This window comes from Enterobacter sp. PL_is511 (assembly GCF_055816065.1).
The window spans coordinates 618253-642622 of the sequence record NZ_JBVPGP010000024.1 but is presented as its reverse complement, the minus strand read 5'-3'; the positions used below and the strand labels follow the sequence as shown (position 1 = coordinate 642622).

Here is a 24370-nt window from a genome sequence, read left to right as displayed (position 1 = left end):
GTTGTAACATTGCGCTGCCCAATTTCTAATAACGTCACCTGCAAAGTACGCAATGGAAAAAACCCGTCAACAAGAGTTAACACGCTGGCTGAAACAGCAAAGCGTTATTTCCCGCCGCTGGCTTACGATCTCCCGTCTCCTGGGGTTCGTTAGCGGCCTGTTGATTGTTGCCCAGGCATGGCTGCTGGCCCGCATTCTTAATCACATGATCATGGAGAACATTCCACGCGAAGCGCTCCTGCTGCCCTTTATTGTCCTGATCCTGATTTTTATCCTGCGCGCCTGGGTGGTGTGGCTGCGTGAGCGCGTCGGTTTTCACGCCGGACAGCACATCCGCTACGAGATCCGCCGTCAGGTGCTCGACAGGCTTCAGGAAGCCGGGCCCGCGTGGATCCAGGGTAAACCAGCCGGTAGCTGGGCGACGCTGATCCTTGAGCAGATTGACGATATGCACGACTACTATGCGCGCTATCTGCCGCAGATGGCCCTTGCCGTCTTCGTTCCGCTGCTGATCGTGATCGCCATCTTCCCGGTGAACTGGATGGCTGCGCTGATTCTGATGGGCACCGCCCCGCTGATCCCACTGTTTATGGCGCTGGTCGGGATGGGGGCTGCGGATGCCAACCGCCGTAACTTCCTGGCACTGGGTCGCCTGAGCGGCCATTTCCTCGATCGTCTGCGCGGCATGGAGACGTTACGCATTTTTGGCCGCGGTGAAGCGGAAACCGAAAACATTCGCCAGGCGTCACAGGACTTCCGTCAGCGCACCATGGAAGTGTTACGCCTCGCCTTCTTGTCTTCCGGCGTACTGGAATTCTTTACCTCTCTGTCGATTGCCCTCGTGGCGGTCTACTTCGGGTTCTCCTACCTCGGCGCGCTGGATTTCGGCCATTACGGCACGGCGGTGACCCTTTCTGCCGGGTTCCTGGCGCTGATCCTGGCCCCGGAGTTTTTCCAGCCGCTTCGCGATCTGGGGACCTTCTATCACGCCAAAGCCCAGGCGGTTGGCGCAGCCGATAGCCTGAAAACGTTCCTGGAAACGCCGCTGGCACACCCGGAGCGCGGTGACGTGACGCTGAATGCTAAAGAGCCCGTGACCATCGAAGCGCAGGACTTTTCCATTCTGTCACCCGAAGGCAAAGTGCTTGCGGGTCCGCTGAACTTTACCTTACCTGCCGGACAACGCGTGGTGCTCGTCGGCACCAGCGGTTCCGGGAAAAGTTCTCTGCTGAATGCGCTATCCGGATTTATGGCCTATACGGGTTCACTGCGGATCAACAGAACCGAACTGCGTAACCTCGATCCTGACGCCTGGCGTAAACAGCTCAGCTGGGTGGGCCAAAACCCGCAGCTTCCCGCCGCTACGCTGCGTGAAAACGTCCTGCTGGCGCGCCCGGATGCGCGTGAAGATGAACTGCAATCGGTTCTCGACCGCGCCTGGGTCAGCGAGTTTCTGCCGCTGCTCCCGCAAGGGGTAGATACCGTGGTCGGTGACCAGTCCGCCGGGCTGTCGGTCGGACAGGCGCAGCGTGTGGCCGTTGCCCGCGCGTTGTTGAATCCTTGCCAGCTGATGCTGCTGGATGAGCCCGCCGCCAGCCTGGATGCCCACAGCGAGCAGCGCGTAATGGAAGCCCTGAACGCCGCCTCCCGGCAGCAAACTACCCTGATGGTCACCCATCAGCTGGAAGGCATTGCCGACTGGGACCAGATCTGGGTCATGGAGAACGGCCGTATTGTTGAGCAAGGCGATTACGCCTCTCTCGTTGCCGCGCAGGGACCGTTTGCCGCCCTGCTGTCGAACCGTCAGGAGGACATCTGATGCGTGCTCTGCTGCCTTATCTTGCGCTCTATAAACGCCACAAATGGATGCTGACGCTGGGGATTGTGCTGGCCATTGTCACGCTGCTCGCCAGCATCGGCCTGCTCACGCTTTCCGGCTGGTTCCTGTCGGCCTCGGCCGTCGCGGGGTTCGCCGGATTATACAGCTTCAATTACATGCTTCCGGCTGCCGGGGTTCGCGGTACCGCCATCACCCGTACTGCCGGACGCTATTTCGAACGGCTGGTCAGTCACGACGCCACTTTCCGCGTGCTGCAGCACCTGCGTATCTATACCTTTAGCAAACTGCTGCCCCTCTCCCCTGCCGGGCTGGCGCGTTTTCGTCAGGGTGAGCTACTCAACCGTGTCGTTGCGGATGTCGACACGCTGGATCACCTGTACCTGCGCGTGATCTCCCCGATCGTGGGCGCATTTGTGGTGATTGTGGTGGTCACGCTGGGGCTGTCTGTTCTGGATGTTCCCGTGGCGCTGACGCTGGGCGGGATCATGCTGCTGACGCTCATCATTTTGCCGCCGCTGTTTTACCGCGCCGGGAAATCCACCGGGGAAAACCTGACGCGTCTGCGCGGGGACTACCGTCAGCAGCTGACCGCCTGGCTTCAGGGGCAGGCTGAGCTGACCATTTTTGGTGCCAGCAAGCGCTACCGCGCGCGGATGGAAAGTACGGAGCTGAACTGGCATGAAGCCCAGCGCCGCCAGTCGGAGCTGACGGCCTTCTCTCAGGCGCTGATGATGCTGATCGGCGGCGTGGCGGTGATAGCCATGCTGTGGCTGGCCTCCGGCGATGTCGGGGGGAATCCACAGCCGGGTCCGCTTATTGCCCTTTTCGTCTTCTGCGCGCTGGCGGCGTTTGAAGCGCTGGCCCCGGTGACGGGCGCCTTCCAGCATCTGGGTCAGGTCATCGCCTCTGCCCTGCGCATCACCCAGATTGCGGAGCAGGAGCCTGAAGTTACGTTCAGTGCCGGGCAAACCGCTGTTCCAGAGCAGGTTGCGCTGACGCTGGAAGAGGTCACTTTCGCCTACGACAAACAGGCGCAGAACGCGCTGGACGGTATCAATATGTCAGTTAATGCAGGACAGCGGATTGCGATCCTCGGCCGTACCGGCTGCGGTAAATCGACGCTGCTGCAGCTGCTGACCCGCGCCTGGGATCCGCAGCGCGGTCAGATTCGTTTTAATAATACGTTGCTAACTGATTTCAGCGAGCAGGCCCTGCGCAAGACAGTGAGCGTCGTTCCACAGCGCGTGCATCTGTTTAGCGCCACGCTGCGCGATAACCTGCTGCTGGCCGCGCCAGTGGCCACGGATGATGCGCTTCGCGCCATGCTGGAACAGGTCGGTCTGCATAAGCTGCTTGAGGACGAGGGATTGAACAGCTGGCTGGGCGAAGGCGGTCGTCAACTCTCCGGCGGTGAACTGCGCCGTCTGGCGATTGCGCGCGCGCTGCTGCACGATGCGCCGCTAATGCTGCTTGACGAGCCCACCGAAGGGCTGGATGCCACGACCGAGAGCCAAATCCTTGATTTGCTGGCCAATGTTATGACCGGCAAAACCGTGCTGATGGTCACGCACCGCCTGCGCGGACTGGCGAGTTTTGATCGGATAATTGTGATGGACAACGGACACATTATTGAGCAAGGTAGTCACGCAGAGCTGTTGGCGAAACAGGGTCGCTACTACCAGTTTAAACAGCGTCTGTAGACTATATTTGTAGCGTCCTCACTCGCGTACTGGAGTTTTGCTGTCATGCGCCTGGTCCAGCTTTCTCGTCATAACATCGCGTTCCCTTCTCCGGAAGGGGCGCTGCGTGAGCCCAACGGGCTGCTGGCCCTTGGCGGTGACCTCAGTCCCGCTCGACTATTAATGGCGTACCAGCGCGGAATATTCCCCTGGTTTTCCCCCGGCGATCCGATTTTATGGTGGTCTCCCGATCCGCGTGCCGTGCTGTGGCCAGGGCAGTTTCACCTGAGCCGCAGCATGAAGCGTTTCCATGCGAAATCACCTTACCGCGTCACCCTCAACCACGCCTTTGGTCAGGTCATTGAAGGCTGTGCTGAAGACCGTTATGAAGGGACATGGATAACCCGCGATATCATTACCGCCTACCACCAGCTCCATGAGCTTGGCTACGCCCACTCCATCGAGGTGTGGGAAGGCGGAGCACTCGTCGGCGGCATGTACGGCGTGGCGCAGGGGACGCTGTTCTGCGGCGAGTCGATGTTCTCTCGTGCGGTTAACGCCTCGAAAACCGCACTGCTGGTCTTCTGCCAGGCGTTTGCCCAGCGCGGCGGACGCCTGATCGATTGTCAGGTGCTCAACGAGCACACGGCCTCCCTGGGTGCTGTTGAAATTCCGCGACGCCAGTACATCGAACAGCTGGATGCCAGCCGTCAGGAGAAGCTCCCGCGCGACTTCTGGATACCGAGAACGCTCTTTATGCCCAATGCCTAAATGTTTTCCGCATATTTTTTGTGAGGGTGTTATAATTACGCCGCAGAGTAGCTTCTGCCTGTTGCCCCGCCGCCGTTTGGGACCCTCGCTTCAGATAACGTCCTGACGTTTATCCTGTCGTCTCCCCTTTACGAATGCGCTTCCTGTTCGGTTGTACCGTGACGCTTGGGCAATGCGCCGAAACTGTTTTGCTGCGTTTTAATCGCGCAATTCTTTACTTAATTGATGAATTTCGGCATTATCTTGCCGGTTCAAAACTTGGTAGTGATACCCCAGAGGATTAGATGGCCAAAGAAGACAATATTGAAATGCAGGGTACCGTACTTGATACGTTACCTAATACCATGTTTCGCGTAGAGCTGGAAAACGGTCACGTGGTAACTGCGCACATCTCCGGTAAAATGCGCAAAAACTACATCCGCATTTTGACGGGCGACAAAGTGACTGTTGAACTGACCCCGTACGACCTGAGCAAAGGCCGCATTGTCTTCCGTAGTCGCTAATTGTTTTCGCCTGTAATGGCAGATGAATATTTAAAAGGTCGGGATTATCCCGGCCTTTTTTATTTATGGCTTTAGTGTTGCTGCGTCGGAAGATGTATTGTCATCCATGGTTGTACAGGAGCGATTAAATCCCCTGCCATAGAATGTGCCATGTCGTGAAGTAATCCCGTAAGATGCGGCAACATATCGCGGTCAAAATGCGACACCAGCAGCACGTGGTTTAACGCCCGGCAGTAGTCACATTTCGTTTCTGTATCTTCCAGCAGCCACTCTTTTTGCCGCGGTTGTTCCGCTTCTTCCTCAAATTCCAGTATCTGAAAATCACGCATGGATTCCGTGAGGCCGGTTTTCACCTCTTCCAGATAAGCCCGAGGCAACGGCAAACGGGCTGCGTTTGGGGGAGTGATTTGCAGTCGAGAAGGATTTCGGTGAGCAGTTTGCAGCGCTCGGCAAGGGTTGGGAGATCGGGGTTGAGGGAGAGTTCGCTGTAAAGTTGGGCGAAATTATTAATATCAGTCATATGTGATCCTTTATGCACGTAAGATTGTTTGTGCACACTTTCAGGACGCCAATCCCGGCACCTGATTTTGCAGGTGCGCCGCCATTTTATTACTGTGGATTTATCCAGCAACTGACTTCGAAAGAAACTGGAAAGCGCCTCGCAAAATTCCTCTGCGGCCTGTTGCCCTCACCCCGGCCCTCTCCCACGGGGAGAGGGAGAAAACAAAAAAAACGGCAACCGAAGTTGCCGTTTTGCTTTTATCTTACAACTCAGTGAGCCGCTTCCGGCTTGTGCTTCGCCGCACTCTGGAAATCGTACGTCAGTTCGTTCTTCGCCTGGTCCAGCGCCACGGTCACCTGGCCGCCGTCCACCAGCGAGCCAAACAGCAGCTCGTTCGCGAGCGGTTTCTTCAGGTTGTCCTGAATCACGCGCGCCATCGGACGGGCGCCCATCGCACGGTCGTAGCCTTTCTCGGCCAGCCAGTTGCGGGCCTCCTGGCTCACTTCCAGCGACACGCCTTTCTGATCCAGCTGAACCTGCAGCTCGACGATGAACTTGTCCACCACCTGATGGATCACCTCGGTAGACAGGTGATCGAACCAGATAATGTTGTCCAGACGGTTACGGAACTCCGGCGTGAAGATCTTCTTGATCTCCTCCATCGCATCGGTGCTGTTATCCTGGTGGATCAGGCCGATGGATTTACGCTCGGTTTCACGCACCCCGGCGTTGGTGGTCATCACCAGCACCACGTTGCGGAAGTCCGCCTTGCGCCCGTTGTTGTCGGTCAGCGTCCCGTTGTCCATCACCTGCAGCAGGATGTTGAACACGTCCGGGTGCGCCTTCTCGATTTCATCGAGCAGCAGGACCGCGTGCGGATGCTTGATCACCGCGTCGGTGAGCAGGCCGCCCTGGTCAAAGCCCACGTAGCCCGGAGGCGCACCAATCAAACGGCTGACGGTGTGACGCTCCATATACTCGGACATATCAAAGCGCAGCAGCTCAATGCCCAGCGCTTTGGAAAGCTGAACCGTCACCTCGGTTTTCCCCACGCCGGTCGGGCCAGCGAACAGGAAGGAACCGACAGGCTTGTGGTCATGCCCCAGTCCGGCGCGGGCCATCTTGATCGCTTCGGTTAAGGCCTCAATGGCTTTATCCTGACCAAAGACCAGCATTTTCAGGCGATTGCCGAGGGTGCGCAGCGTGTCGCGGTCGCTCTGAGAAACGCTCTTCTCAGGGATACGCGCGATGCGGGCCACCACGGACTCAATATCCGCCACGTTAACGGTTTTCTTACGCTTGCTGGCCGGCATCAGACGCGCACGCGCCCCTGCCTCGTCAATCACGTCTATCGCCTTATCCGGCAGATGACGATCGTTGATGTATTTCACCGCCAGCTCCACCGCCGCACGGACCGCTTTTGCGGTGTAACGCACGTCGTGGTGCGCTTCGTACTTCGGCTTCAGGCCGTTGATGATCTGCACCGTTTCCTCGACGGACGGTTCGGTCACGTCGATTTTCTGGAAGCGGCGCGCCAGCGCACGGTCTTTCTCAAAGATGTTGCTGAACTCCTGGTAGGTCGTGGAGCCAATCACGCGGATCTTGCCGCTGGAGAGCAGCGGTTTGATCAGGTTAGCCGCATCCACCTGGCCACCGGAGGCCGCACCTGCGCCGATGATGGTGTGGATCTCATCGATAAACAGGATGCTGTTGGTGTCCTGCTCCAGCTGTTTTAACAACGCCTTGAAGCGTTTTTCAAAATCACCGCGGTATTTGGTGCCCGCCAGCAGCGAGCCGATATCCAGCGAGTAGATGGTGCAGTCGGCAATCACTTCCGGCACGTCGCCCTGCACAATGCGCCAGGCAAGACCCTCGGCAATCGCGGTTTTACCCACGCCTGATTCCCCCACCAGCAGCGGGTTGTTCTTGCGGCGACGGCACAGCACCTGGATCGCGCGCTCCAGCTCTTTATCGCGACCAATCAGCGGGTCGATACCGCCAACGCGAGCAAGCTGGTTAAGGTTGGTGGTGAAGTTTTCCATACGATCCTCCCCGCCTGCTTGCTCTTCATTGTTATTGACCTGATTGCTGGAATCCGATGCCTGGTTAGGCTCGTCTTTGCGCGTTCCGTGAGAAATAAAGTTAACCACGTCGAGGCGGCTGACTTCGTGTTTGCGCAGCAGGTAGGCAGCCTGTGACTCCTGCTCGCTGAAGATGGCGACTAAGACGTTTGCGCCAGTCACTTCGCTACGTCCGGAAGACTGGACGTGGAATACCGCGCGCTGCAGCACGCGCTGGAAGCTGAGCGTCGGCTGCGTGTCGCGCTCTTCTTCACTGGCTGGCAGCACCGGTGTGGTTTGTTCGATGAAGGCTTCGAGTTCCTGACGTAGCGCCACCAGATCCACGGAGCAGGCTTCCAGCGCTTCGCGGGCAGATGGGTTGCTAAGCAGTGCGAGCAGTAAATGCTCGACGGTCATAAACTCATGTCGGTGCTCACGCGCTCTGGCGAAAGCCATGTTTAAACTGAGTTCCAGTTCTTGATTGAGCATAGGCACCTCCCCCAATTTTATGCCTTATCAGGCCTTTTCCAGCGTACACAGCAACGGATGCTCGTTCTCCCTCGCATAGTCGTTCACCATCGCTACTTTGGTTTCCGCCACTTCGGCTGTGAAGATGCCGCAGATAGCTTTGCCACGATAATGAACGGTAAGCATCAGTTGCGTTGCACGTTCTACATCATAAGAAAAGAACTTTTGTAGCACGTCAATAACAAATTCCATCGGCGTGTAATCATCGTTCATTAACATAACTTTATACATAGATGGCGGTTTTAGCGCGTCGCGCACTTTATCTTCCGCCAGCTGGTCAAAATCCAGCCAATCGTTGGTCTTACCCATTATGCATAACCACTTTGAATCTACCTCAGATGTTAGATAACAATCATCTATTACTGTCATCCGCGATGTCTGTCACAAACTATTGCAATAGCGTTAACTGCTTCAAACTTTGGTTGATTATTGTCCCATCTCCAGCGCCAAACGCTTGACGACTTCTTTCGTTTCTCTAAATTGTACAAGCGTGAGATGGCGAGGTTTTGAACAGCCCCCACTCCACCACCGGTTCATTCCATCTTAACTTATAAGATTTACGAAGGATGTCGAAGCATGGAAATGGGTACTGTTAAGTGGTTCAACAACGCCAAAGGGTTTGGCTTCATCTGCCCCGAAGGCGGCGGCGAGGATATCTTCGCTCACTATTCCACCATTCAGATGGATGGTTACAGAACGCTCAAAGCCGGGCAGTCCGTCCGGTTCGATGTACACCAGGGACCAAAAGGCAATCATGCAAGCCTAATCGTACCCGTTGAAGCAGAGACGGTTGCATAGCTCTCTGTTTTATTGTGTACATCCCGCAGTCAAAATGCCAGCCCGATCGGCTGGCATTTTTATTTTCGGGTTATTCCCGAGCCAGCGCGTCCACCGGATCCAGCCGCGCCGCATTGCGGGCGGGCAACCAGCCAAACAAAATGCCGGTAAAGGTCGAACACAAAAATGCGGTAATAATGGCAACCGGCGAGAAGCCAATCTCCCAGCCGGGTAAAAAGAGCTGGAGTGCAAACGCGATCATCATTGAGAGCGCAATGCCCATCGCCCCGCCGACCAGACACACCAGCACGGCTTCAATCAAAAACTGCTGCAGCACGTCGCTGGCGCGGGCCCCGACCGCCATGCGGATGCCAATCTCCCGGGTGCGCTCGGTTACCGACACCAGCATGATGTTCATCACCCCGATGCCGCCGACGACCAGCGAAATCACCGCCACCAGCGTGAGGAACAGCTGAAGAGTACGTGTGGTCTTTTCCGCCGTTTTCAAGAGGCCGTCCATATTCCAGGTGAAGAAATCTTTCTTCCCGTGGCGCAGAGTTAACAGCCGCTCAAGCTGCTGTTCGGCGAGCGCGCTGTCGTAGCCCTCCTTCACGCGCACGGTGATGGAGTTGAGCCAGGACTGCCCCATAATCCGCCCGGAGATGGTGGTGTAGGGCAGCCAGACGCGCAGGATCTTGCTGCTGCCAAACATCGACTGCTTTTCTTCCGCCACGCCGATGACCGTGGCAGGCATGTTGCCGACCAGGATCACTTCGCCTACCACGTTGACTTTATTGGGGAAGAGCTGCCTGCGCGAGTTCGCGTCCAGCACCACCACCTGCGCCCTGCCCGCCAGCTGTTCGGCGTTAAAGGTAGCGCCTTCACTGAAGGTCATGCCGTAGACGTTGAAATAGTCTCCGCTAACGCCGTTCGCACTGGCGGCAACGTCGACATTGCCCACGCGCAGGCGCAGGTTCTGCGACACCGTAGGCGTGGCGGAGTTGACCCACGGCTGCTTCTGAATGGCCGCCAGATCGTCGTATTTCAGCGCCTGCTGATACTGCGGCTCGTCGTCGCCAAAGTCTTTGCCGGGATAGACGTCAATGGTATTGGTACCGATGGCGCGGATATCGGCCAGCACCAGCTGCTTGGCCGCGTCGCCCACCACCACAATCGACACCACCGAGGCGATACCGATGATGATGCCGAGCATCGTCAACAGGGTACGCATTTTGTTGGCCGCCATCGCCAGCCAGGCCATGGTCAACGCTTCACGAAAGCCGCTGGAAAACTGTCCCCAGCCGGTTGATGCCGGAAGCGCTTCTTTCGGCGCCGCTGCTCTGGACTCGCGCGGCGGCGGATTGCTGACCAGCTCGCCGTCGTGGATCGCAATAATGCGTTCCGCCTGCGCCGCCACCTGCGGATCGTGGGTAACAATGATGACCGTGTGCCCCTGATCGCGAAGCTGATGGAGGATCGCCATCACCTCTTCGCCGGAATGGCTGTCGAGCGCGCCGGTCGGCTCATCCGCGAGGATCACCTGCCCGCCGTTCATCAGGGCGCGGGCAATACTCACGCGCTGCTGCTGGCCGCCGGAAAGCTGCGAGGGCAGGTACTCCACCCGCTCTGCCAGCCCCAGACGCGTCAGCAGCATCTGCGCGCGCTCGAGGCGTTTTTTACGCTCGACGCCCGCATAGACCGCAGGTACTTCCACGTTCTGCGCGGCATTGAGGTGAGAAAGCAGATGGTAACGCTGGAAGATAAAGCCGAAGTGTTCCCGGCGCAGCTTCGCCAGCGCGTCGCCATCCAGCGTGGAGACATCCGTCCCGGCCACGCGATAGGTACCGCTGGTGGGTTTATCCAGGCAGCCGAGAATGTTCATCAGCGTCGATTTACCGGAACCCGATGCGCCGACAATCGCCACCATCTCGCCCGCTTCCACGCGCAGGGAGATGCCTTTCAGCACCTCCACCGGACCGTCGCCGGAGGGATAGATGCGACGAATGTTATTCAGCTCAAGCAGCGCCGTCATTTGGCGGCTCCGGGCAGGCTTTCGCTGACAACAACCTCCTCGCCCTCTTCCAGCCCTTTCACCACCACCACGTCAGTGTCGTTGCGCGCGCCAATCACAACCTCGCGCTCGCGCGTTTCGCCGTTGCGCAGCACTTTCACTTTATAACGGCTATCCCCGGCGGATTCGCCGAGCGCAGAGAGCGGAATGGTCAGCACGTTCTTCACGCCGGTCAGCTGGATATGCACCTGTGCGGTCATGTCCAGACGCAGCACGCCCTGCGGGTTTGGCACTTCAAAACGAGCATAGTAGAAAATAGCGTCGTTCACTTTTTCCGGCGTCGGCAGAATGTCTTTCAGCACGCCTTCGTAGCGCGTCTGCGGATCGCCCAGCACCGTAAACCAGGCGTTCTGCCCCGGCTTAAGATGGATCACATCCGCCTCTGAGACCTGGGCTTTGACCAGCATGGTGCTCATGTCCGCCAGCGTCAGAATGTTTGGCGCCTGCTGTGCGGCAATCACCGTCTGCCCCTGGAGCGTGGTGATCTGGGTCACTTCGCCCGCCATCGGTGCCACAATTTGGGTGTAGTCGAGGTTGGTTTTCGCCGTATCCAGCGAAGCCTGATTGCGTTTGATTTGCGCGTCAATCGTGCCAATCTGCGCCTGTTTCACCGCCAGTTCAGTGGTGGCGGTATCTAAATCTTGTTTTGAAATAGCCTGAGTTTTAGCCAGCGCCTGCTGACGGGTTAGCGTCACCTGGGCCAGGTTACGTTCTGCCAGCGCCTGCGCACGCTGCGCGCGCAGTTCCATCAGCGTGGCTTCCACCTCGCGGATCTGGTTCTCAGCCTGTTCTGGATCGATAACGCCGAGCAGCTGGCCTTTTTTCACCTTGTCACCAATCTCAACCGACAGCGTTTTCAACTGGCCGCTGACCTGAGCGCCGACGTCAACCTTGCGCAGCGCGTCAAGCTTGCCCGTCGCGAGGACGTTTTGCTGCAGTTCGCCCGGGCGAACAATCAGTGTCTGATACTGTGGCACCGGCGCGTTCAGCACCTGCCATAGCCAGTATCCACCGGCTAAAACCACGACCGCCAGCAGCAGAAACAGCGTTCTGCGTTTTCCCTTGAGGTTCATAAATATTCCAAATAAATTTTCTGGCAATGATAAGTGTTGATTCTATCTAAACGACTCCTCAACGAAACCCCTACTTCTTGAAATCGTCACAATTTGTTTACGAGACGTTGAACGTTCGCCTGCTGAAATGGAGATCTTCATCAAGAAGCAGGATCTATCATGTCTTCCATCGTCGATACACCTTTTTCAAACTTGCCTCAGCCTAAATCTGGCTGGCAGCTCTTCAAAAATCTGGCTTTCGGTAAGCTCAAACCAGGACTGGCGTGGCAAAACCCCGCCTATCGACGTAAATTCATGTTACGTTCACTAGCGACACCCATTAGCACTGCGCGCCTGTTAACAAGTCTTGCAAAACAACCACGTCTGATGCAGATGCTGCAGGTACAACCAGGGCTACCGTGTCGGTTGCATCGTCCCTGGTTGACGGTGAATATGGATCGACAGCATGCGCTGGAATCCCTCAACTGGCACTATCAGACGATGAGCCGCCAGCTTCCGGTGACGCTGCTAACGGGTTATTTTTCGAAGAAGGGCTTCACCCTGCTGACCTTAACCGGCAAAGATGAACAGCAATTTACCGTCCGTCTGTGCGCCGATGCGTTTCTGGATAAAGAAGGGGAAGCCACCCTCGCCTTCTGCGACCATCAGAATACGGTGCTGGCCGAGATGACCTTCACCCTGTGCCAGTTTGAGGGAAAATCGACGCTGTTCATTGGCGGTTTGCAAGGGGCAAAAGCGCATGTTCCCCATGAGCTGATCCAGGGTGCGACGAAAGCCTGCCATGGTCTGTTCCCGAAACGTCTGTTGGTCGAGGCCGCCATGACCCTCGGCACCGCCTTCCCGGTAGAACAGATTATCGCCGTCAGTAACGATACCCATATTTATCGCAGCTGGCGCTACCGCAAGAAAAAAGAGGGGAAGCTGTTGGCCGATTACGACAGTTTCTGGATCTCTATCGGCAGTGAAAAACAGGATAACGGTAACTTTATGCTGCCGCTCGTCATGCCGCGTAAACCGATGGAAGAGATCGCCAGCAAAAAACGTTCCGAATATCGCCGCCGCTACGAGCTGCTGGATAGCCTGATTCAGCAGGTGAAACAGGCGACCCAACGCTAATCCGCTTTCCCGCGTGCCAGCCACAGCACGCGGGAAAACATCTTCCGCAGCAGGGTCGGTACCGCCTCTACGCCCCGCCTTCCCGCTTCCGTCGCCACTTCAATGGCTAAATCCGGTTTTGACGAACGATGAATGGCTTTGGCGATCACGCGCCGCATGTTCATCGGGACATCGACCGGCACCATGGCAATGCGGTGGAAGACGTCATCGAACCCCTGACGATACATAAAGTGTTCCATGTCCATCGCAGGGAGCATGGTTAAATGGTCGCGCTCTTCCTCACGCTCGTTATTCAGCAGGCTGCGCACGGTCGAGGCATATTTTTTGCCCGCCTCATCACCGTCGACCAGAACGTGCCACTCGATCCCCATCCGGCGAGCAAATTTTATCAGCGGCTTTAGTCCCGACTGGGCGAATTCAATCACCTTAATGCCTTCCGCATCAAAATGGTGGCCGCACTGGCGCGCCAGTTCGTTGATAACCCAGGTTTCCGTTTCCCCCTCCACCAGCAGCCAGCAGCGGGCAAAGAGCGACGACGCGCGGTTAAAGCGAATATGAAACGCGATGCGCCGCCCGTCTTCCGCGTTCAAACCACCCGGACCAAGCCGGAAAGCGGAGACGCGGGAGGACTCACGGACCAGACGACAGACGTGTTCTACCGGCGTCAGCGATAATAATTCACCGGAATTGGTGGTCGTAATGCGCTGGAGCGGCAGCAGATTCAGCAGATGCCATGCTACGGAGAGCATGATGGGATGCAGCCGCGTTTCCGGGTCTTCCACCAGCAGCAGCGGCCGGGCGTCCCGGTCAAGACGAACGGTGCCTTTGGCCTGCAGAAGCGTTGAAAACAGCCCCAGCAAAATCACCCGATGGGTACGACCACCGGGCCGGTCGATCATTCGGTTAATGATGTCGAGGTAACGCCAGCTGCGCTGCTCATCATGAGAACGGCGGCGCATCAGACGATGACGCGACTCAGAGGTTCCCTGCTCGGAAAAATAGTGCTCCAGGAGTTGCACCATTGCGGACAACCCCTGACGGATTTGACCATCGGTCAGATTCTGCGGACGCGACACCAGCTCTCTTGCCAGAAAATCCAGCTCGCGGGCGGTGACTTCCACGTCCGGCATATTGGGTACGGTACCGTTACGAATACGCCGCATAAAACGCGCATCGCGCAGGCGTAACACCGGCGTCAGGCGAATCAGGTGGCGGGCCAAATCGTCGATATTCTCAAGCGGGATCGGGTTGGCTTTCTCATCGAGAAAATCACGCAGGGTGAGTACCCCCTCGTTCTCCGCCATCTCCCCTTCCAGCCGATAGAAAATCCGGTGGAAACCGTCATCGCACGGCACCCAGCAGGGTGACAGCGGGCGGAAGCGACGCACCCGATGACGTCCGGGTTCGGATTCGCGGAAGGTCAGGATGATATGCAGGTGCTTCTCGCGCCCCGTCACGTCGCCGGGCGGGAACCAGAAATCGTCGCGGACGAAGTGATACAGATCGTCTTCGGGCGAAAGCAATAACGTCAGCGCATCCAGCAGGCTGGACTTACCCCACGCGTTCTCGCCGATCAGGACGTTGTTCTGCTCCAGCTGCAGCGACAGACGGTTAATACCGCGAAACCCGACAATTTCCACACGTTCGAGAAGCATAAATCCCCCGACAAATGATCACTTTTTCCTTCAAGTTATCAGCAGTATAGCGGGAGGCGTTCTGTCACGACAGCACAACGTTCACCCTTGCGAGAATTAGTCTATGCTCTATTTACCGCTAATTTGAACAAGGATTGACATCGCATTGCCTAAAATCAAACCAACAGAATTTATTTAAGTGGCGAAGGGGTGTTGTTATTTTTTAGAATAGAGACTCTTTGAGTCGTCATCCCTTTATGACGATATATCCCGCGCGCGGGAAAGCGTGCGGATAATTATTTTGAGGTGGTTATGTTTAGAAAATTAGCGGCAGAATGCTTTGGTACATTCTGGCTGGTATTTGGTGGCTGCGGTAGCGCCGTTCTGGCAGCAGCATTCCCGGAATTGGGTATTGGTTTTGTCGGCGTCGCGCTGGCGTTTGGTTTAACCGTATTAACCATGGCGTTTGCCGTGGGACATATTTCCGGCGGTCATTTTAACCCGGCAGTGACATTAGGTTTATGGGCAGGCGGCCGTTTCCCGGCAAAAGACGTGATTGGCTACATTGTGGCGCAGGTGGTTGGCGGTATTATTGCAGCTGGCGTTCTGTACGTGATTGCCAGCGGTAAAGCCGGGTTCGACGCGGCGGCCAGCGGCTTTGCCTCTAACGGCTTCGGCGAACACTCTCCGGGCGGTTACTCCATGCTGTCTGCCATCGTGATTGAAATTGTGCTGACCGCCGGCTTCCTGCTGGTGATCCACGGCGCAACGGACAAACACGCGCCAGCCGGTTTTGCCCCGATTGCGATTGGCCTGGCGCTGACGCTTATCCATCTGATTTCGATTCCGGTCACCAACACCTCCGTTAACCCGGCACGCAGCACCGCCGTCGCCATCTTCCAGGGCGGCTGGGCGCTTCAACAGCTGTGGCTGTTCTGGGTGATGCCAATTATCGGCGGTATCCTGGGCGGCGTGCTGTACCGCACCCTGCTGGAAAAACGCGATTAATCGAGCGCGGTGTCGGGTGGCGCTAACGCTTACCCGACCTACGTTAGAGTGCACTTTGTAGGCCGGGTAAGGCGTAGCCGCCACCCGGCTTTTTTATTGCTCCTTTACCTGACAGCCTTTATTGGGTAGTGTCTCTGGCGCTCAACAGATACTCAAAAGGACCGGCTGTTCATGTTTTCAGGACTCCTCATTATTCTGCTGCCCCTGATTGTGGGCTATCTTATCCCGCTGCATCAGGAATCTGCATTACGGCTTATCAACCGTTTTCTCAGCTGGATTGTTTACGTTATTCTTTTCTTTATGGGGATAAGCCTGGCATTCCTGGATAACCTGTCGGCGAATTTACTCTCCATCCTCCATTATTCTGTCGTCACCGTGGTGGTTATTTTACTGTGCAATATTGCCGCGCTGCTGTGGCTGGAACGCACTATTCCATGGAAAAATCACCATCACCAGGAAAAACTCCCTTCACGAATTGCCATGGCGCTGGAATCATTAAAACTGTGCGGCGTCGTGGTGCTCGGTTTTCTTCTTGGGCTGACCGGTTGGGCATTTTTACAGCACGCGACAGAGGCCAGCGAATATACGCTTATCTTCCTGCTGTTCCTGATCGGTATTCAGCTGCGAAATAATGGCATGACCCTGAAGCAAATTGTCCTCAACCGTCGGGGAATGATGGTTGCCGTGATTGTTGTCGCCAGTTCAATGGTCGCGGGCGTCATTAACGCCTTTATTCTCGATCTGCCGCTGAAAACCGGCCTGGCGATGGCGTCAGGTTTTGGCTGGTACTCCCTCTCCGGTATTCTGCTGACCGAATCATTCGGCCCGGTGATCGGCAGCGCCGCCTTCTTTAACGATCTGGCGCGAGAGCTGATTGCCATCATGCTGATCCCAAGCCTGGTTCGCCGCAGTCGTTCTACCGCGCTGGGCCTGTGCGGCGCAACGTCGATGGACTTTACCCTGCCGGTACTACAGCGCTCCGGGGGGCTGGAGATGGTGCCCGCCGCCATCGTGCACGGCTTTATTTTAAGCCTGCTGGTTCCGGTCCTGATGGCCTTCTTCTCTGCCTGATACTTCTTTGGCGGTAGATTTCCTGCCGCCAAAATTGCGCTAAATCAATCTCCCTCTATTTTGTAGCAGAAAGCCCTTTTCACCGTTCTGGCACAAGCATAATCTTAAACATGTATATCAAATATAACTTTAACAGGTGTGATTATGTTTTGTGTGCAATGTGAACAAACCATCCGTACCCCGGCAGGCAATGGCTGCTCTTACGCACAGGGTATGTGCGGCAAAACCGCAGAAACATCTGACCTGCAGGACCTGCTGATTGCGGCCCTGCAAGGCCTTTCCGCCTGGGCGTTCAAGGCCCGTGAATACGGCATTGTCGACCACTACGTCGACAGCTTCGCCCCGCGCGCCTTCTTCTCCACGCTGACCAACGTTAACTTCGACTCTCCGCGCATTGTCGGCTATGCCCGCGAAGCGATTGCCCTGCGTGAAGCGCTGAAGGCACAGTGCCTGAAGGCGGACGCCAGCGCCCGCGTGGAAAATCCGATGTCAGAACTTCAGCTGATCAGCGACGATCTGGGCGACCTCCAGCGTCAGGCGGCAGAATTCACCCCGAATAAAGACAAGGCGGCGATTGGCGAGAACATTCTCGGCCTGCGCCTGCTGTGCCTGTACGGCCTGAAGGGCGCGGCGGCCTATATGGAACACGCGCACGTGCTCGGTCAGTACGACAACGACATCTACGCCCAGTACCACAAAATCATGGCGTGGCTGGGCACCTGGCCTGCCGATATGAATGCCCTGCTTGAGTGCTCAATGGAAATCGGCCAGATGAACTTCCGCGTGATGAGCATTCTGGATGCCGGTGAAACCAGCACCTACGGCCACCCGACGCCGACGCAGGTCAACGTTAAAGCGACCGAAGGCAAGTGCATCCTGATTTCCGGCCACGACCTGAAAGATCTCTACAATCTGCTGAAGCAAACCGAAGGCACCGGCGTTAACGTCTATACCCACGGCGAAATGCTCCCGGCGCACGGCTACCCGGAGCTGCGTAAATTTAAGCATCTGATCGGTAACTACGGCAGCGGCTGGCAGAACCAGCAGGTGGAGTTTGCCCGCTTCCCGGGCCCTATCGTGATGACCTCTAACTGCATCATCGACCCTACCGTCGGCGCGTATGACGACCGCATCTGGACCCGCAGCATCGTCGGCTGGCCGGGCGTGAGCCACCTCGAAGGCGACGATTTCGGTCCGGTTATCGCCCAGGCGCAGCAGATGGCGGGCTTCCCGTACAGCGAGATCCCGCACCTGATCACCGTCGGCTTTGGTCGTGAAACCCTGCTGGGTGCCGCTGATTCGCTGATCGACCTCGTCAGCCGTGAAAAGCTGCGCCACATCTTCCTCGTTGGCGGCTGCGACGGCGCGCGCGGCGAGCGTAACTACTTCACCGATTTCGCCACCCGCGTGCCGGAAGACTGCCTGATCCTGACCCTGGCGTGCGGCAAATACCGTTTCAACAAGCTGGACTTCGGCGACATCGAAGGCCTGCCGCGCCTGATCGATGCGGGCCAGTGTAACGATGCTTACTCGGCCATCATTCTGGCGGTCACGCTGGCGGAGAAACTGGGCTGCGGCGTGAACGACCTGCCGCTGTCGCTGGTGCTGTCATGGTTTGAGCAGAAAGCGATTGTCATCCTGCTGACCCTGCTTTCTCTCGGCGTGACCAACATCGTGACCGGCCCGACCGCGCCTGGCTTCCTGACGCCGGACCTGCTGGCGGTGCTGAACGAGAAATTCGGTCTGCGTTCCGTGACCAACGTTGAAGATGATATGAAGCAGCTGCTGAGCGCGTAAGGAGTAACTCATGACCATGCCAACCCCACAATGTCCGTGGCGGATGCAGGTTCATCACATCCATCAGGAGACGCCGGATGTGTGGACGCTGTCGCTACTGTGCCATGACTACTATCCGTACCGTGCGGGTCAGTATGCGCTGGTCAGCGTTCGCAACTCGGCTGACACCCTGCGCGCCTACACGATCTCCTCAACGCCGGGCGTGAGCGAGTACATTACGCTCACCGTCCGCCGTATTGATGACGGCGCGGGCTCGCAGTGGCTGACGCGGGACGTGAAGCGCGGGGATTATATCTGGCTGTCTGACGCACAGGGGGAATTCACCTGTGACGATAAGACGGAGGATAAATTCCTGCTGCTGGCGGCGGGCTGTGGCGTAACGCCGATTATGTCGATGCGCCGCTGGCTGGCAAAAAATCGCCCGCAGGCTGACGTGCAGGCGATCTTCAGCGTGCGTTCACCGGAAGATGTCATTTTTGCCGATGAGTGGCGGAATTATCCGGTAACGCTGGTGGCGGAGCACAACGCGACCCACGGCTTTGTGCCCGGTCGCCTGAGCCGCGAGCTGCTGCAAAGCGTGCCGGATATGGCAAACCGTACCGTGATGACCTGCGGCCCGGCGCCGTACATGGATAGCGTGGAAAAAGAGGTGAAAGCGCTTGGCGTGACCCGCTTCTTCAAAGAGCAGTTCTTCACGCCGGTGGCGGAAGCGGCAACCAGCGGCGTTAAGTTCACCAAACTTCAGCCTGCGCAGACCTTCTTTGGCCGCGTGGGGACCACGCTGCTGGAGGCGCTGGAAAGCAATAAGGTGCCGATAGTGGCTGCCTGCCGTGCGGGCGTGTGCGGCTGCTGTAAGACGAAGGTGGTTTCGGGAGAGTATACCGTCACCAGCACCATGACGCTGTCCGACGCGGAAATTGCCGAGGGTTACGTGCTGGCATGTTCGTGCCATCCACAGGGGGATTTGGTCCTCGCATAAACAATAAACGTTCGTAGGCCCGGTAAGCGTCAGCGCCACCGGGCTTTTTGTCGGGTGGCACTGCGTTTACCCGACCTACAACAACCCTACCGCCACGCCGGACCTTTCCCTACCGCAAAGCGCCCTGCCCCTAAAAACGCGACAGCCAGCGAGCCGATAAAGAAGTACACCAGGCTTTCAATCGCCCATGCGCCTACCTTATCAAGGGCGAGCGTTTCCCCCATTCCCACCATCAGCCACGCTACGATCATCGTAAACGCCAGCACCAGCGCGGCCGGACGCGTAAAGAGCCCGGCAATAATCAGGATCGGCGCCACCACTTCGCCAACCAACACGCCGTAGGCGATAAATCCCGGCAACCCTTTTTCCACCAGCATGCCGCTGATAAAGCCCACGCCGCCCAAAAGCTTGTGCAAACCGTGAAAAAGCATCAGCCCGCCGACGGCAAGTCGTAACAAGAGTTTGCCAAGATCGTCGCACGATAGCTTTTCATTAACAGCAATTAACAATGATTTAACCATTTGAAATGATTCCTGTTTTCACCGAGGTATTGCCAGATTATGCCGAATAATTGCGCGTGAAAAGCACCTTTTAATTAGGGGGAGATGACGGGCAATACGGAGACTTTCTTCTAAGCTTGTAAGCGATATCACAAAAAGGAGACGGACAACCATGAAACAAACCGTGGCTGCATATATTGCGAAAACGCTCGAACAGGCTGGCGTGAAACGTATCTGGGGCGTAACCGGCGATTCCCTGAACGGACTTAGCGACAGCCTCAACAAGATGAAGACCATCGAATGGATGCCCACCCGCCATGAAGAGGTTGCCGCCTTCGCCGCAGGCGCTGAAGCACAGCTCACGGGAGAACTGGCCGTGTGTGCCGGATCGTGCGGGCCGGGTAACCTGCACCTGATCAACGGGCTGTTCGACTGTCACCGCAATCACGTGCCGGTGCTGGCGATTGCCGCCCATATCCCCTCTTCCGAAATCGGCAGCGGCTATTTTCAGGAGACGCATCCGCAGGAGCTGTTCCGTGAATGCAGCCACTATTGCGAGCTGGTTTCATCCCCGGAGCAGATCCCGCAGGTGCTGGCGATCGCCATGCGCAAGGCCGTGCTGAACCGCGGCGTTTCGGTGGTCGTTATCCCGGGCGATGTGGCCCTCAAGGCCGCACCGGAAGGTGCCAGCACCCACTGGTATCACGCTCCGCAGCCGGTGGTGACGCCAGCCGAGGAGGAGCTGAAAAAGCTGGCACAGCTGCTGCGTTACTCCAGCAATATCGCCCTGATGTGCGGCAGCGGCTGCGCGGGGGCGCACAAGGAGCTGCTTGAATTTGCCGGTAAGCTGAAATCCCCGATTGTCCACGCCCTGCGCGGCAAAGAGCACGTCGAGTACGACAACCCTTACGACGTGGGCATGACCGGTCTGATCGGTTTTTCCAGCGGCTTCCACACCATGATGAACGCCGACACGCTGATCCTGCTCGGCACCCAGTTCCCGTACCGCGCGTTCTACCCGACGGATGCGAAAATCATCCAGATTGATATCAACCCGGCCAGCATCGGCGCGCACAGCAAGGTCGATATGGCGCTGGTGGGCGACATCAAATCCACCCTTGCCGCCCTGCTGCCGCTGCTGGAAGAGAAAACCGATCGCAAGTTCCTCGATAAAGCGCTAAGTGACTATCGCGATGCGCGCAAGGGGCTGGACGATCTCGCCAAACCGAGCGACAAAGCCATTCACCCGCAGTATCTGGCGCAGCAGATCAGCCATTTCGCCGACGACGATGCCATCTTCACCTGCGACGTGGGCACGCCAACGGTCTGGGCCGCGCGCTACCTGAAGATGAACGGCAAGCGCCGCCTGCTCGGCTCGTTCAACCACGGCTCGATGGCTAACGCCATGCCGCAGGCGCTGGGCGCAAAAGCGACAGCACCGGAGCGTCAGGTGGTGGCGATGTGCGGCGACGGCGGGTTCAGCATGCTGATGGGGGATTTTCTGTCGGTGGTACAGATGAAGCTCCCGCTGAAAATTGTGGTCTTCAACAACAGCGTGCTGGGCTTCGTGGCGATGGAGATGAAGGCTGGCGGCTATCTGACGGACGGCACCGAGCTGCACGACACCAACTTTGCCCGCATCGCCGAGGCCTGTGGCATCACCGGTATTCGCGTGGAGAAAGCCTCCGAGGTGGATGAAGCCCTGCAGCGCGCCTTTTCCATCGACGGTCCGGTGCTGGTGGATGTCGTCGTCGCCAAAGAGGAGCTGGCGATCCCGCCGCAGATCAAGCTTGAGCAGGCCAAAGGCTTTAGCCTCTATATGCTGCGCGCGATCATCAGCGGGCGCGGTGACGAGGTGATCGAACTGGCAAAAACCAACTGGCTCAGGTAAAACATCTGGCATCGCCTTTTTAATAATAAGGACATGCCATGATCGATTTACGCAGTGATACCGTTACCCGCCCGAGCCGCGCCATGCTCGAAGAGATGATGGCCGCCCCGGTCGGGGACGACGTCTACGGTGACGATCCGACGGTAAACGAACTGCAGCGCTATGCCGCAGAGCTCAGCGGAAAAGAGGCCGCCCTGTTCCTGCCAACCGGTACGCAGGCTAACCTCGTGGCGCTGCTCAGCCACTGCGAGCGCGGTGAAGAGTACATCGTGGGCCAGGGCGCGCATAACTACCTCTACGAAGCCGGCGGTGCCGCGGTGCTCGGCAGCATTCAGCCGCAGCCGATTGACGCCGCGCCGGACGGCACCCTGCCGCTCGATAAGGTCGCGGCGAAAATCAAAGCCGACGATATTCACTTCGCCCGCACCCGGCTGCTCAGCCTTGAAAACACCCACAACGGCAAAGTGCTGCCGCGCGAATACCTGAAAGCCGCATGGGAGTTTACCCGCGAGCGCAGGCTCGGCCTGCACGTGGACGGCGCGCGCATCTTCAACGCCGTGGTGGCGTACGGCTGCGAGCTGAAAGAGATTACGCAATACTGCGACTCGTTCACCATCTGCCTCTCTAAAGGGCTGGGCACGCCGGTGGGTTCCCTGCTGGTGGGCAATGCGGACTACATCAAACGCGCGAACCGCTGGCGCAAAATGACCGGCGGCGGCATGCGTCAGGCGGGTATTCTGGCGGCAGCGGGGCTGTATGCTCTGAAAAACAACGTGGCGCGCCTGAAGGACGATCACGACAACGCCGCGTGGATGGCGGCTCAGCTGCGCGAGATTGGCGCCGACGTGATGCGCCACGACACCAACATGCTGTTCGTCCGCGTGGGCGAGGATCGCACCGCTGCGCTGGGGGAATTTATGAAAGCCCGTGGCGTGCTGATCAACGCCTCACCCGTCGTGCGTCTGGTCATGCATCTTGACGTCAGCCGCGAGCAGCTGGCGGACGTGGTGAAACACTGGCAGGCGTTTTTACAGCGATAAGGAGCATCACGTGCCGCAACGCATTCTGGTGCTCGGCGCCAGCGGATATATCGGTCAGCATCTCACCGCGGCGTTAAGCCAGCAGGGACACCGGGTGCTGGCAGCGGCACGCAACACGGAGCGCCTGCAAAAGCTCAGTTTACCTGGCGTCTCCTGCCACAACGTTGATCTCAACTGGCCGAAGGAGCTTCCCGCGCTGCTGGACGGGGTCGACACGCTTTACTTCCTGGTGCACAGCATGGGCGAAGGCGGGGATTTTATCGCCCACGAGCGTCAGGTGGCGATGAACGTCCGCGATGCGCTGCTGCAAACGCCGGTGAAACAGGTAATTTTTTTAAGCTCGCTCCAGGCACCCGAACATGCGCAGTCCGATCACCTGCGCGCCCGCCAGCTGACGGCTGACACCCTGCGCGGCGCTGCTATTCCCGTCACCGAACTGCGCGCCGGAATTATCGTCGGCGCAGGCTCCGCCGCCTTCGAAGTGATGCGCGATATGGTGTATAACCTGCCGGTGCTCACGCCGCCGCGCTGGGTCCGTTCGCGCACCACGCCGATTGCGCTGGAGAACCTGCTGCATTATCTGGTGGCATTGCTGGATCACCCAACCGACCAGCACCGCGTGCTGGAGGCCGCCGGGCCTGAAGTCCTGAGCTATCAGGAGCAGTTCGAACATTTCATGCGCGTCAGCGGCCGCCGCCGCTGGCTGATCCCCATCCCCTTTCCAACCCGCTGGATCTCGGTGTGGTTTTTGAATGTGATCACCTCCGTGCCGCCGACGACCGCCAAAGCGCTGATCCAGGGGCTTAAGCACGATCTGCTGGCGGACGATCGCGCGCTGCGGGCACTCATACCCCAGGACCTGATCCGCTTTGACGATGCCGTGCGTAATACGCTGAAAGAGGAAGAGCAGCTGGTGAACTCCAGCGACTGGGGCTACGACGCCCAGGCGTTTGCCCGCTGGCGCCCGGAGTATGGCTATTACCCGAAACAGGCGGGCTGCACGGTGAAAACCCGCGCCAGTCTGGCCGCGCTGTGGGAGGTCGTGAACCAGATTGGCGGCAAAGACGGTTATTTCTTCGGTAATCTCCTCTGGCAAACGCGCGGGGCAATGGATCTGCTGGTGGGGCACAGGCTGGCAAAAGGCCGCCCGGCACGCCCGTATCTTGAGGTGGGCGATGCGGTCGACAGCTGGAAGGTGATCATCGTCGAGCCGGAAAAACAGCTGGCGCTGCTGTTCGGTATGAAGGCCCCGGGGCTAGGCCGACTCTGCTTTACCCTGAAAGACAAAGGCGATCACCGTGAGCTGGACGTCCGCGCCTGGTGGCATCCGCACGGAATGCCGGGGCTGTTCTACTGGCTGTTGATGATCCCTGCCCACCTGTTTATCTTCCGGGGAATGGCGAAACGCATTGCGCAACGGGCAGAACAAAAGACGGAAAAGATATAAATAAAACTCTCTTTCTTTCACCTTTCCCATTGCATAGCGCCGTAATTCACGAAAGAATGCGCACGAAATTCTTTTCAACACAG

Annotated in this window: 19 protein-coding genes and 1 pseudogene; 13 read left to right on the top strand and 7 right to left on the bottom strand. The window is 57.7% G+C overall.

Annotated features, from left to right (window positions below; genetic code table 11):
• Window positions 1-52: 52 nt before the first annotated feature.
• From cydD to infA, 4 genes are all read left to right on the top strand, one after another.
• Entirely contained in the window at window positions 53-1819 is a 1767-nt protein-coding gene (cydD, locus tag AC0TN7_RS18475) for a heme ABC transporter permease/ATP-binding protein CydD (RefSeq protein ID WP_463726904.1), read from the top strand.
• Window positions 1819-3540, top strand: a complete 1722-nt coding sequence (cydC, locus tag AC0TN7_RS18470) for a heme ABC transporter ATP-binding protein/permease CydC (RefSeq protein WP_024907810.1) — start codon at window positions 1819-1821, stop codon at window positions 3538-3540. The genes cydD and cydC overlap by 1 nt, the downstream gene beginning before the upstream one ends.
• 45 nt (window positions 3541-3585) lie before the next feature.
• Window positions 3586-4290, top strand: coding sequence for a leucyl/phenylalanyl-tRNA--protein transferase (aat, locus tag AC0TN7_RS18465; RefSeq protein ID WP_473702334.1), 705 nt, complete (start codon window positions 3586-3588; stop codon window positions 4288-4290).
• A gap of 284 nt (window positions 4291-4574) precedes the next feature.
• A complete protein-coding gene (gene infA, locus AC0TN7_RS18460; protein ID WP_002211347.1) occupies window positions 4575-4793 on the top strand; it encodes a translation initiation factor IF-1 in 219 nt (72 codons plus the stop codon).
• Between the two features lie 71 nt (window positions 4794-4864).
• Here the strand turns inward: infA and AC0TN7_RS18455 are convergent.
• The 3 genes and pseudogenes from AC0TN7_RS18455 to clpS all read right to left on the bottom strand — a co-directional run bounded on the left by AC0TN7_RS18455 (window position 4865) and on the right by clpS (window position 8192).
• A pseudogene (locus AC0TN7_RS18455) lies at window positions 4865-5313 on the bottom strand (hypothetical protein).
• Window positions 5314-5564: 251 nt separating this feature from the next.
• Window positions 5565-7844 carry an ATP-dependent Clp protease ATP-binding subunit ClpA gene (clpA, locus tag AC0TN7_RS18450; RefSeq protein WP_008499992.1) on the bottom strand — a complete coding sequence of 760 codons (2280 nt, stop codon included), beginning with the start codon at window positions 7842-7844 and terminating at the stop codon, window positions 5565-5567.
• Between the two features lie 27 nt (window positions 7845-7871).
• A complete protein-coding gene (gene clpS, locus AC0TN7_RS18445) occupies window positions 7872-8192 on the bottom strand; it encodes an ATP-dependent Clp protease adapter ClpS (RefSeq protein WP_006174393.1) in 321 nt (106 codons plus the stop codon).
• A 267-nt stretch (window positions 8193-8459) separates the two neighbouring features.
• Here clpS and cspD point away from each other — a divergent pair, with 267 nt between their 5' ends.
• Window positions 8460-8681 carry a cold shock-like protein CspD gene (gene cspD / locus AC0TN7_RS18440; protein WP_006809408.1) on the top strand — a complete coding sequence of 74 codons (222 nt, stop codon included), beginning with the start codon at window positions 8460-8462 and terminating at the stop codon, window positions 8679-8681.
• Between the two features lie 70 nt (window positions 8682-8751).
• On the opposite strand, the gene macB is transcribed toward cspD, so the two are convergent.
• On the bottom strand, window positions 8752-10692 hold the full coding sequence (gene macB, locus AC0TN7_RS18435; RefSeq protein ID WP_473702333.1) for a macrolide ABC transporter ATP-binding protein/permease MacB: 1941 nt from the start codon (window positions 10690-10692) through the stop codon (window positions 8752-8754).
• The gene (gene macA / locus AC0TN7_RS18430) at window positions 10689-11804 is read right to left on the bottom strand and encodes a macrolide transporter subunit MacA (protein ID WP_032649222.1); all 1116 of its coding nucleotides are present in this window, start codon (window positions 11802-11804) and stop codon (window positions 10689-10691) included. The genes macB and macA overlap by 4 nt, the downstream gene beginning before the upstream one ends.
• Before the next feature lie 159 nt (window positions 11805-11963).
• Between macA and AC0TN7_RS18425 the strand changes: the two genes are divergently transcribed.
• Complete coding sequence (locus tag AC0TN7_RS18425) at window positions 11964-12920, top strand: VirK/YbjX family protein (protein WP_473702332.1); 957 nt, start codon at window positions 11964-11966, stop codon at window positions 12918-12920.
• Here AC0TN7_RS18425 and AC0TN7_RS18420 read toward each other — a convergent pair.
• A complete protein-coding gene (locus AC0TN7_RS18420) occupies window positions 12917-14575 on the bottom strand; it encodes an ATP-dependent endonuclease (RefSeq protein WP_024907817.1) in 1659 nt (552 codons plus the stop codon). The genes AC0TN7_RS18425 and AC0TN7_RS18420 overlap by 4 nt on opposite strands.
• 291 nt (window positions 14576-14866) lie before the next feature.
• Between AC0TN7_RS18420 and aqpZ the strand changes: the two genes are divergently transcribed.
• From aqpZ to hcr, 4 genes are all read left to right on the top strand, one after another.
• Window positions 14867-15562 carry an aquaporin Z gene (aqpZ, locus tag AC0TN7_RS18415; RefSeq protein ID WP_023335104.1) on the top strand — a complete coding sequence of 232 codons (696 nt, stop codon included), beginning with the start codon at window positions 14867-14869 and terminating at the stop codon, window positions 15560-15562.
• 171 nt (window positions 15563-15733) lie between these two features.
• Entirely contained in the window at window positions 15734-16633 is a 900-nt protein-coding gene (locus tag AC0TN7_RS18410) for a LysO family transporter (RefSeq protein WP_024907818.1), read from the top strand.
• Window positions 16634-16777: 144 nt separating this feature from the next.
• Window positions 16778-18430 (top strand): hydroxylamine reductase, encoded by a 1653-nt coding sequence (hcp, locus tag AC0TN7_RS18405; RefSeq protein WP_248163751.1) that lies wholly within the window; start codon window positions 16778-16780, stop codon window positions 18428-18430.
• A 10-nt stretch (window positions 18431-18440) separates the two neighbouring features.
• Window positions 18441-19409 carry an NADH oxidoreductase gene (gene hcr, locus AC0TN7_RS18400; protein WP_473702331.1) on the top strand — a complete coding sequence of 323 codons (969 nt, stop codon included), beginning with the start codon at window positions 18441-18443 and terminating at the stop codon, window positions 19407-19409.
• Window positions 19410-19495: 86 nt separating this feature from the next.
• Here hcr and AC0TN7_RS18395 read toward each other — a convergent pair whose 3' ends face one another.
• On the bottom strand, window positions 19496-19930 hold the full coding sequence (locus AC0TN7_RS18395) for a DoxX family protein (protein WP_407859655.1): 435 nt from the start codon (window positions 19928-19930) through the stop codon (window positions 19496-19498).
• A gap of 151 nt (window positions 19931-20081) precedes the next feature.
• Between AC0TN7_RS18395 and poxB the strand changes: the two genes are divergently transcribed.
• Genes poxB through AC0TN7_RS18380 form a run of 3 tightly spaced genes read left to right on the top strand, consistent with a single transcriptional unit; the run spans window position 20082 to window position 24287 of the window.
• On the top strand, window positions 20082-21800 hold the full coding sequence (poxB, locus tag AC0TN7_RS18390) for a ubiquinone-dependent pyruvate dehydrogenase (protein WP_024907822.1): 1719 nt from the start codon (window positions 20082-20084) through the stop codon (window positions 21798-21800).
• A gap of 38 nt (window positions 21801-21838) precedes the next feature.
• Window positions 21839-22840 carry a low-specificity L-threonine aldolase gene (ltaE, locus tag AC0TN7_RS18385; RefSeq protein ID WP_024907823.1) on the top strand — a complete coding sequence of 334 codons (1002 nt, stop codon included), beginning with the start codon at window positions 21839-21841 and terminating at the stop codon, window positions 22838-22840.
• A 10-nt stretch (window positions 22841-22850) separates the two neighbouring features.
• Window positions 22851-24287: an SDR family oxidoreductase gene (locus AC0TN7_RS18380; protein ID WP_024907824.1), complete on the top strand. Its 1437-nt coding sequence runs from the start codon at window positions 22851-22853 to the stop codon at window positions 24285-24287.
• Window positions 24288-24370: the final 83 nt, after the last annotated feature.

Excerpts from the sequence above, each read along its gene's own strand:
- clpS (WP_006174393.1), bottom strand. The coding sequence starts at position 8,192 with ATGGGTAAGACCAACGATTGGCTGGATTTTGACCAGCTGGCGGAAGAT.
- macB (WP_473702333.1), bottom strand. The coding sequence starts at position 10,692 with ATGACGGCGCTGCTTGAGCTGAATAACATTCGTCGCATCTATCCCTCC.
- cspD (WP_006809408.1), top strand. The coding sequence starts at position 8,460 with ATGGAAATGGGTACTGTTAAGTGGTTCAACAACGCCAAAGGGTTTGGC.
- clpA (WP_008499992.1), bottom strand. The coding sequence starts at position 7,844 with ATGCTCAATCAAGAACTGGAACTCAGTTTAAACATGGCTTTCGCCAGA.
- hcr (WP_473702331.1), top strand. The coding sequence starts at position 18,441 with ATGACCATGCCAACCCCACAATGTCCGTGGCGGATGCAGGTTCATCAC.
- hcp (WP_248163751.1), top strand. The coding sequence starts at position 16,778 with ATGTTTTGTGTGCAATGTGAACAAACCATCCGTACCCCGGCAGGCAAT.
- macA (WP_032649222.1), bottom strand. The coding sequence starts at position 11,804 with ATGAACCTCAAGGGAAAACGCAGAACGCTGTTTCTGCTGCTGGCGGTC.
- cydD (WP_463726904.1), top strand. The coding sequence starts at position 53 with ATGGAAAAAACCCGTCAACAAGAGTTAACACGCTGGCTGAAACAGCAA.
- aat (WP_473702334.1), top strand. The coding sequence starts at position 3,586 with ATGCGCCTGGTCCAGCTTTCTCGTCATAACATCGCGTTCCCTTCTCCG.
- cydC (WP_024907810.1), top strand. The coding sequence starts at position 1,819 with ATGCGTGCTCTGCTGCCTTATCTTGCGCTCTATAAACGCCACAAATGG.
- infA (WP_002211347.1), top strand. The coding sequence starts at position 4,575 with ATGGCCAAAGAAGACAATATTGAAATGCAGGGTACCGTACTTGATACG.
- AC0TN7_RS18425 (WP_473702332.1), top strand. The coding sequence starts at position 11,964 with ATGTCTTCCATCGTCGATACACCTTTTTCAAACTTGCCTCAGCCTAAA.
- poxB (WP_024907822.1), top strand. The coding sequence starts at position 20,082 with ATGAAACAAACCGTGGCTGCATATATTGCGAAAACGCTCGAACAGGCT.
- AC0TN7_RS18420 (WP_024907817.1), bottom strand. The coding sequence starts at position 14,575 with ATGCTTCTCGAACGTGTGGAAATTGTCGGGTTTCGCGGTATTAACCGT.
- AC0TN7_RS18410 (WP_024907818.1), top strand. The coding sequence starts at position 15,734 with ATGTTTTCAGGACTCCTCATTATTCTGCTGCCCCTGATTGTGGGCTAT.
- aqpZ (WP_023335104.1), top strand. The coding sequence starts at position 14,867 with ATGTTTAGAAAATTAGCGGCAGAATGCTTTGGTACATTCTGGCTGGTA.
- ltaE (WP_024907823.1), top strand. The coding sequence starts at position 21,839 with ATGATCGATTTACGCAGTGATACCGTTACCCGCCCGAGCCGCGCCATG.
- AC0TN7_RS18395 (WP_407859655.1), bottom strand. The coding sequence starts at position 19,930 with ATGGTTAAATCATTGTTAATTGCTGTTAATGAAAAGCTATCGTGCGAC.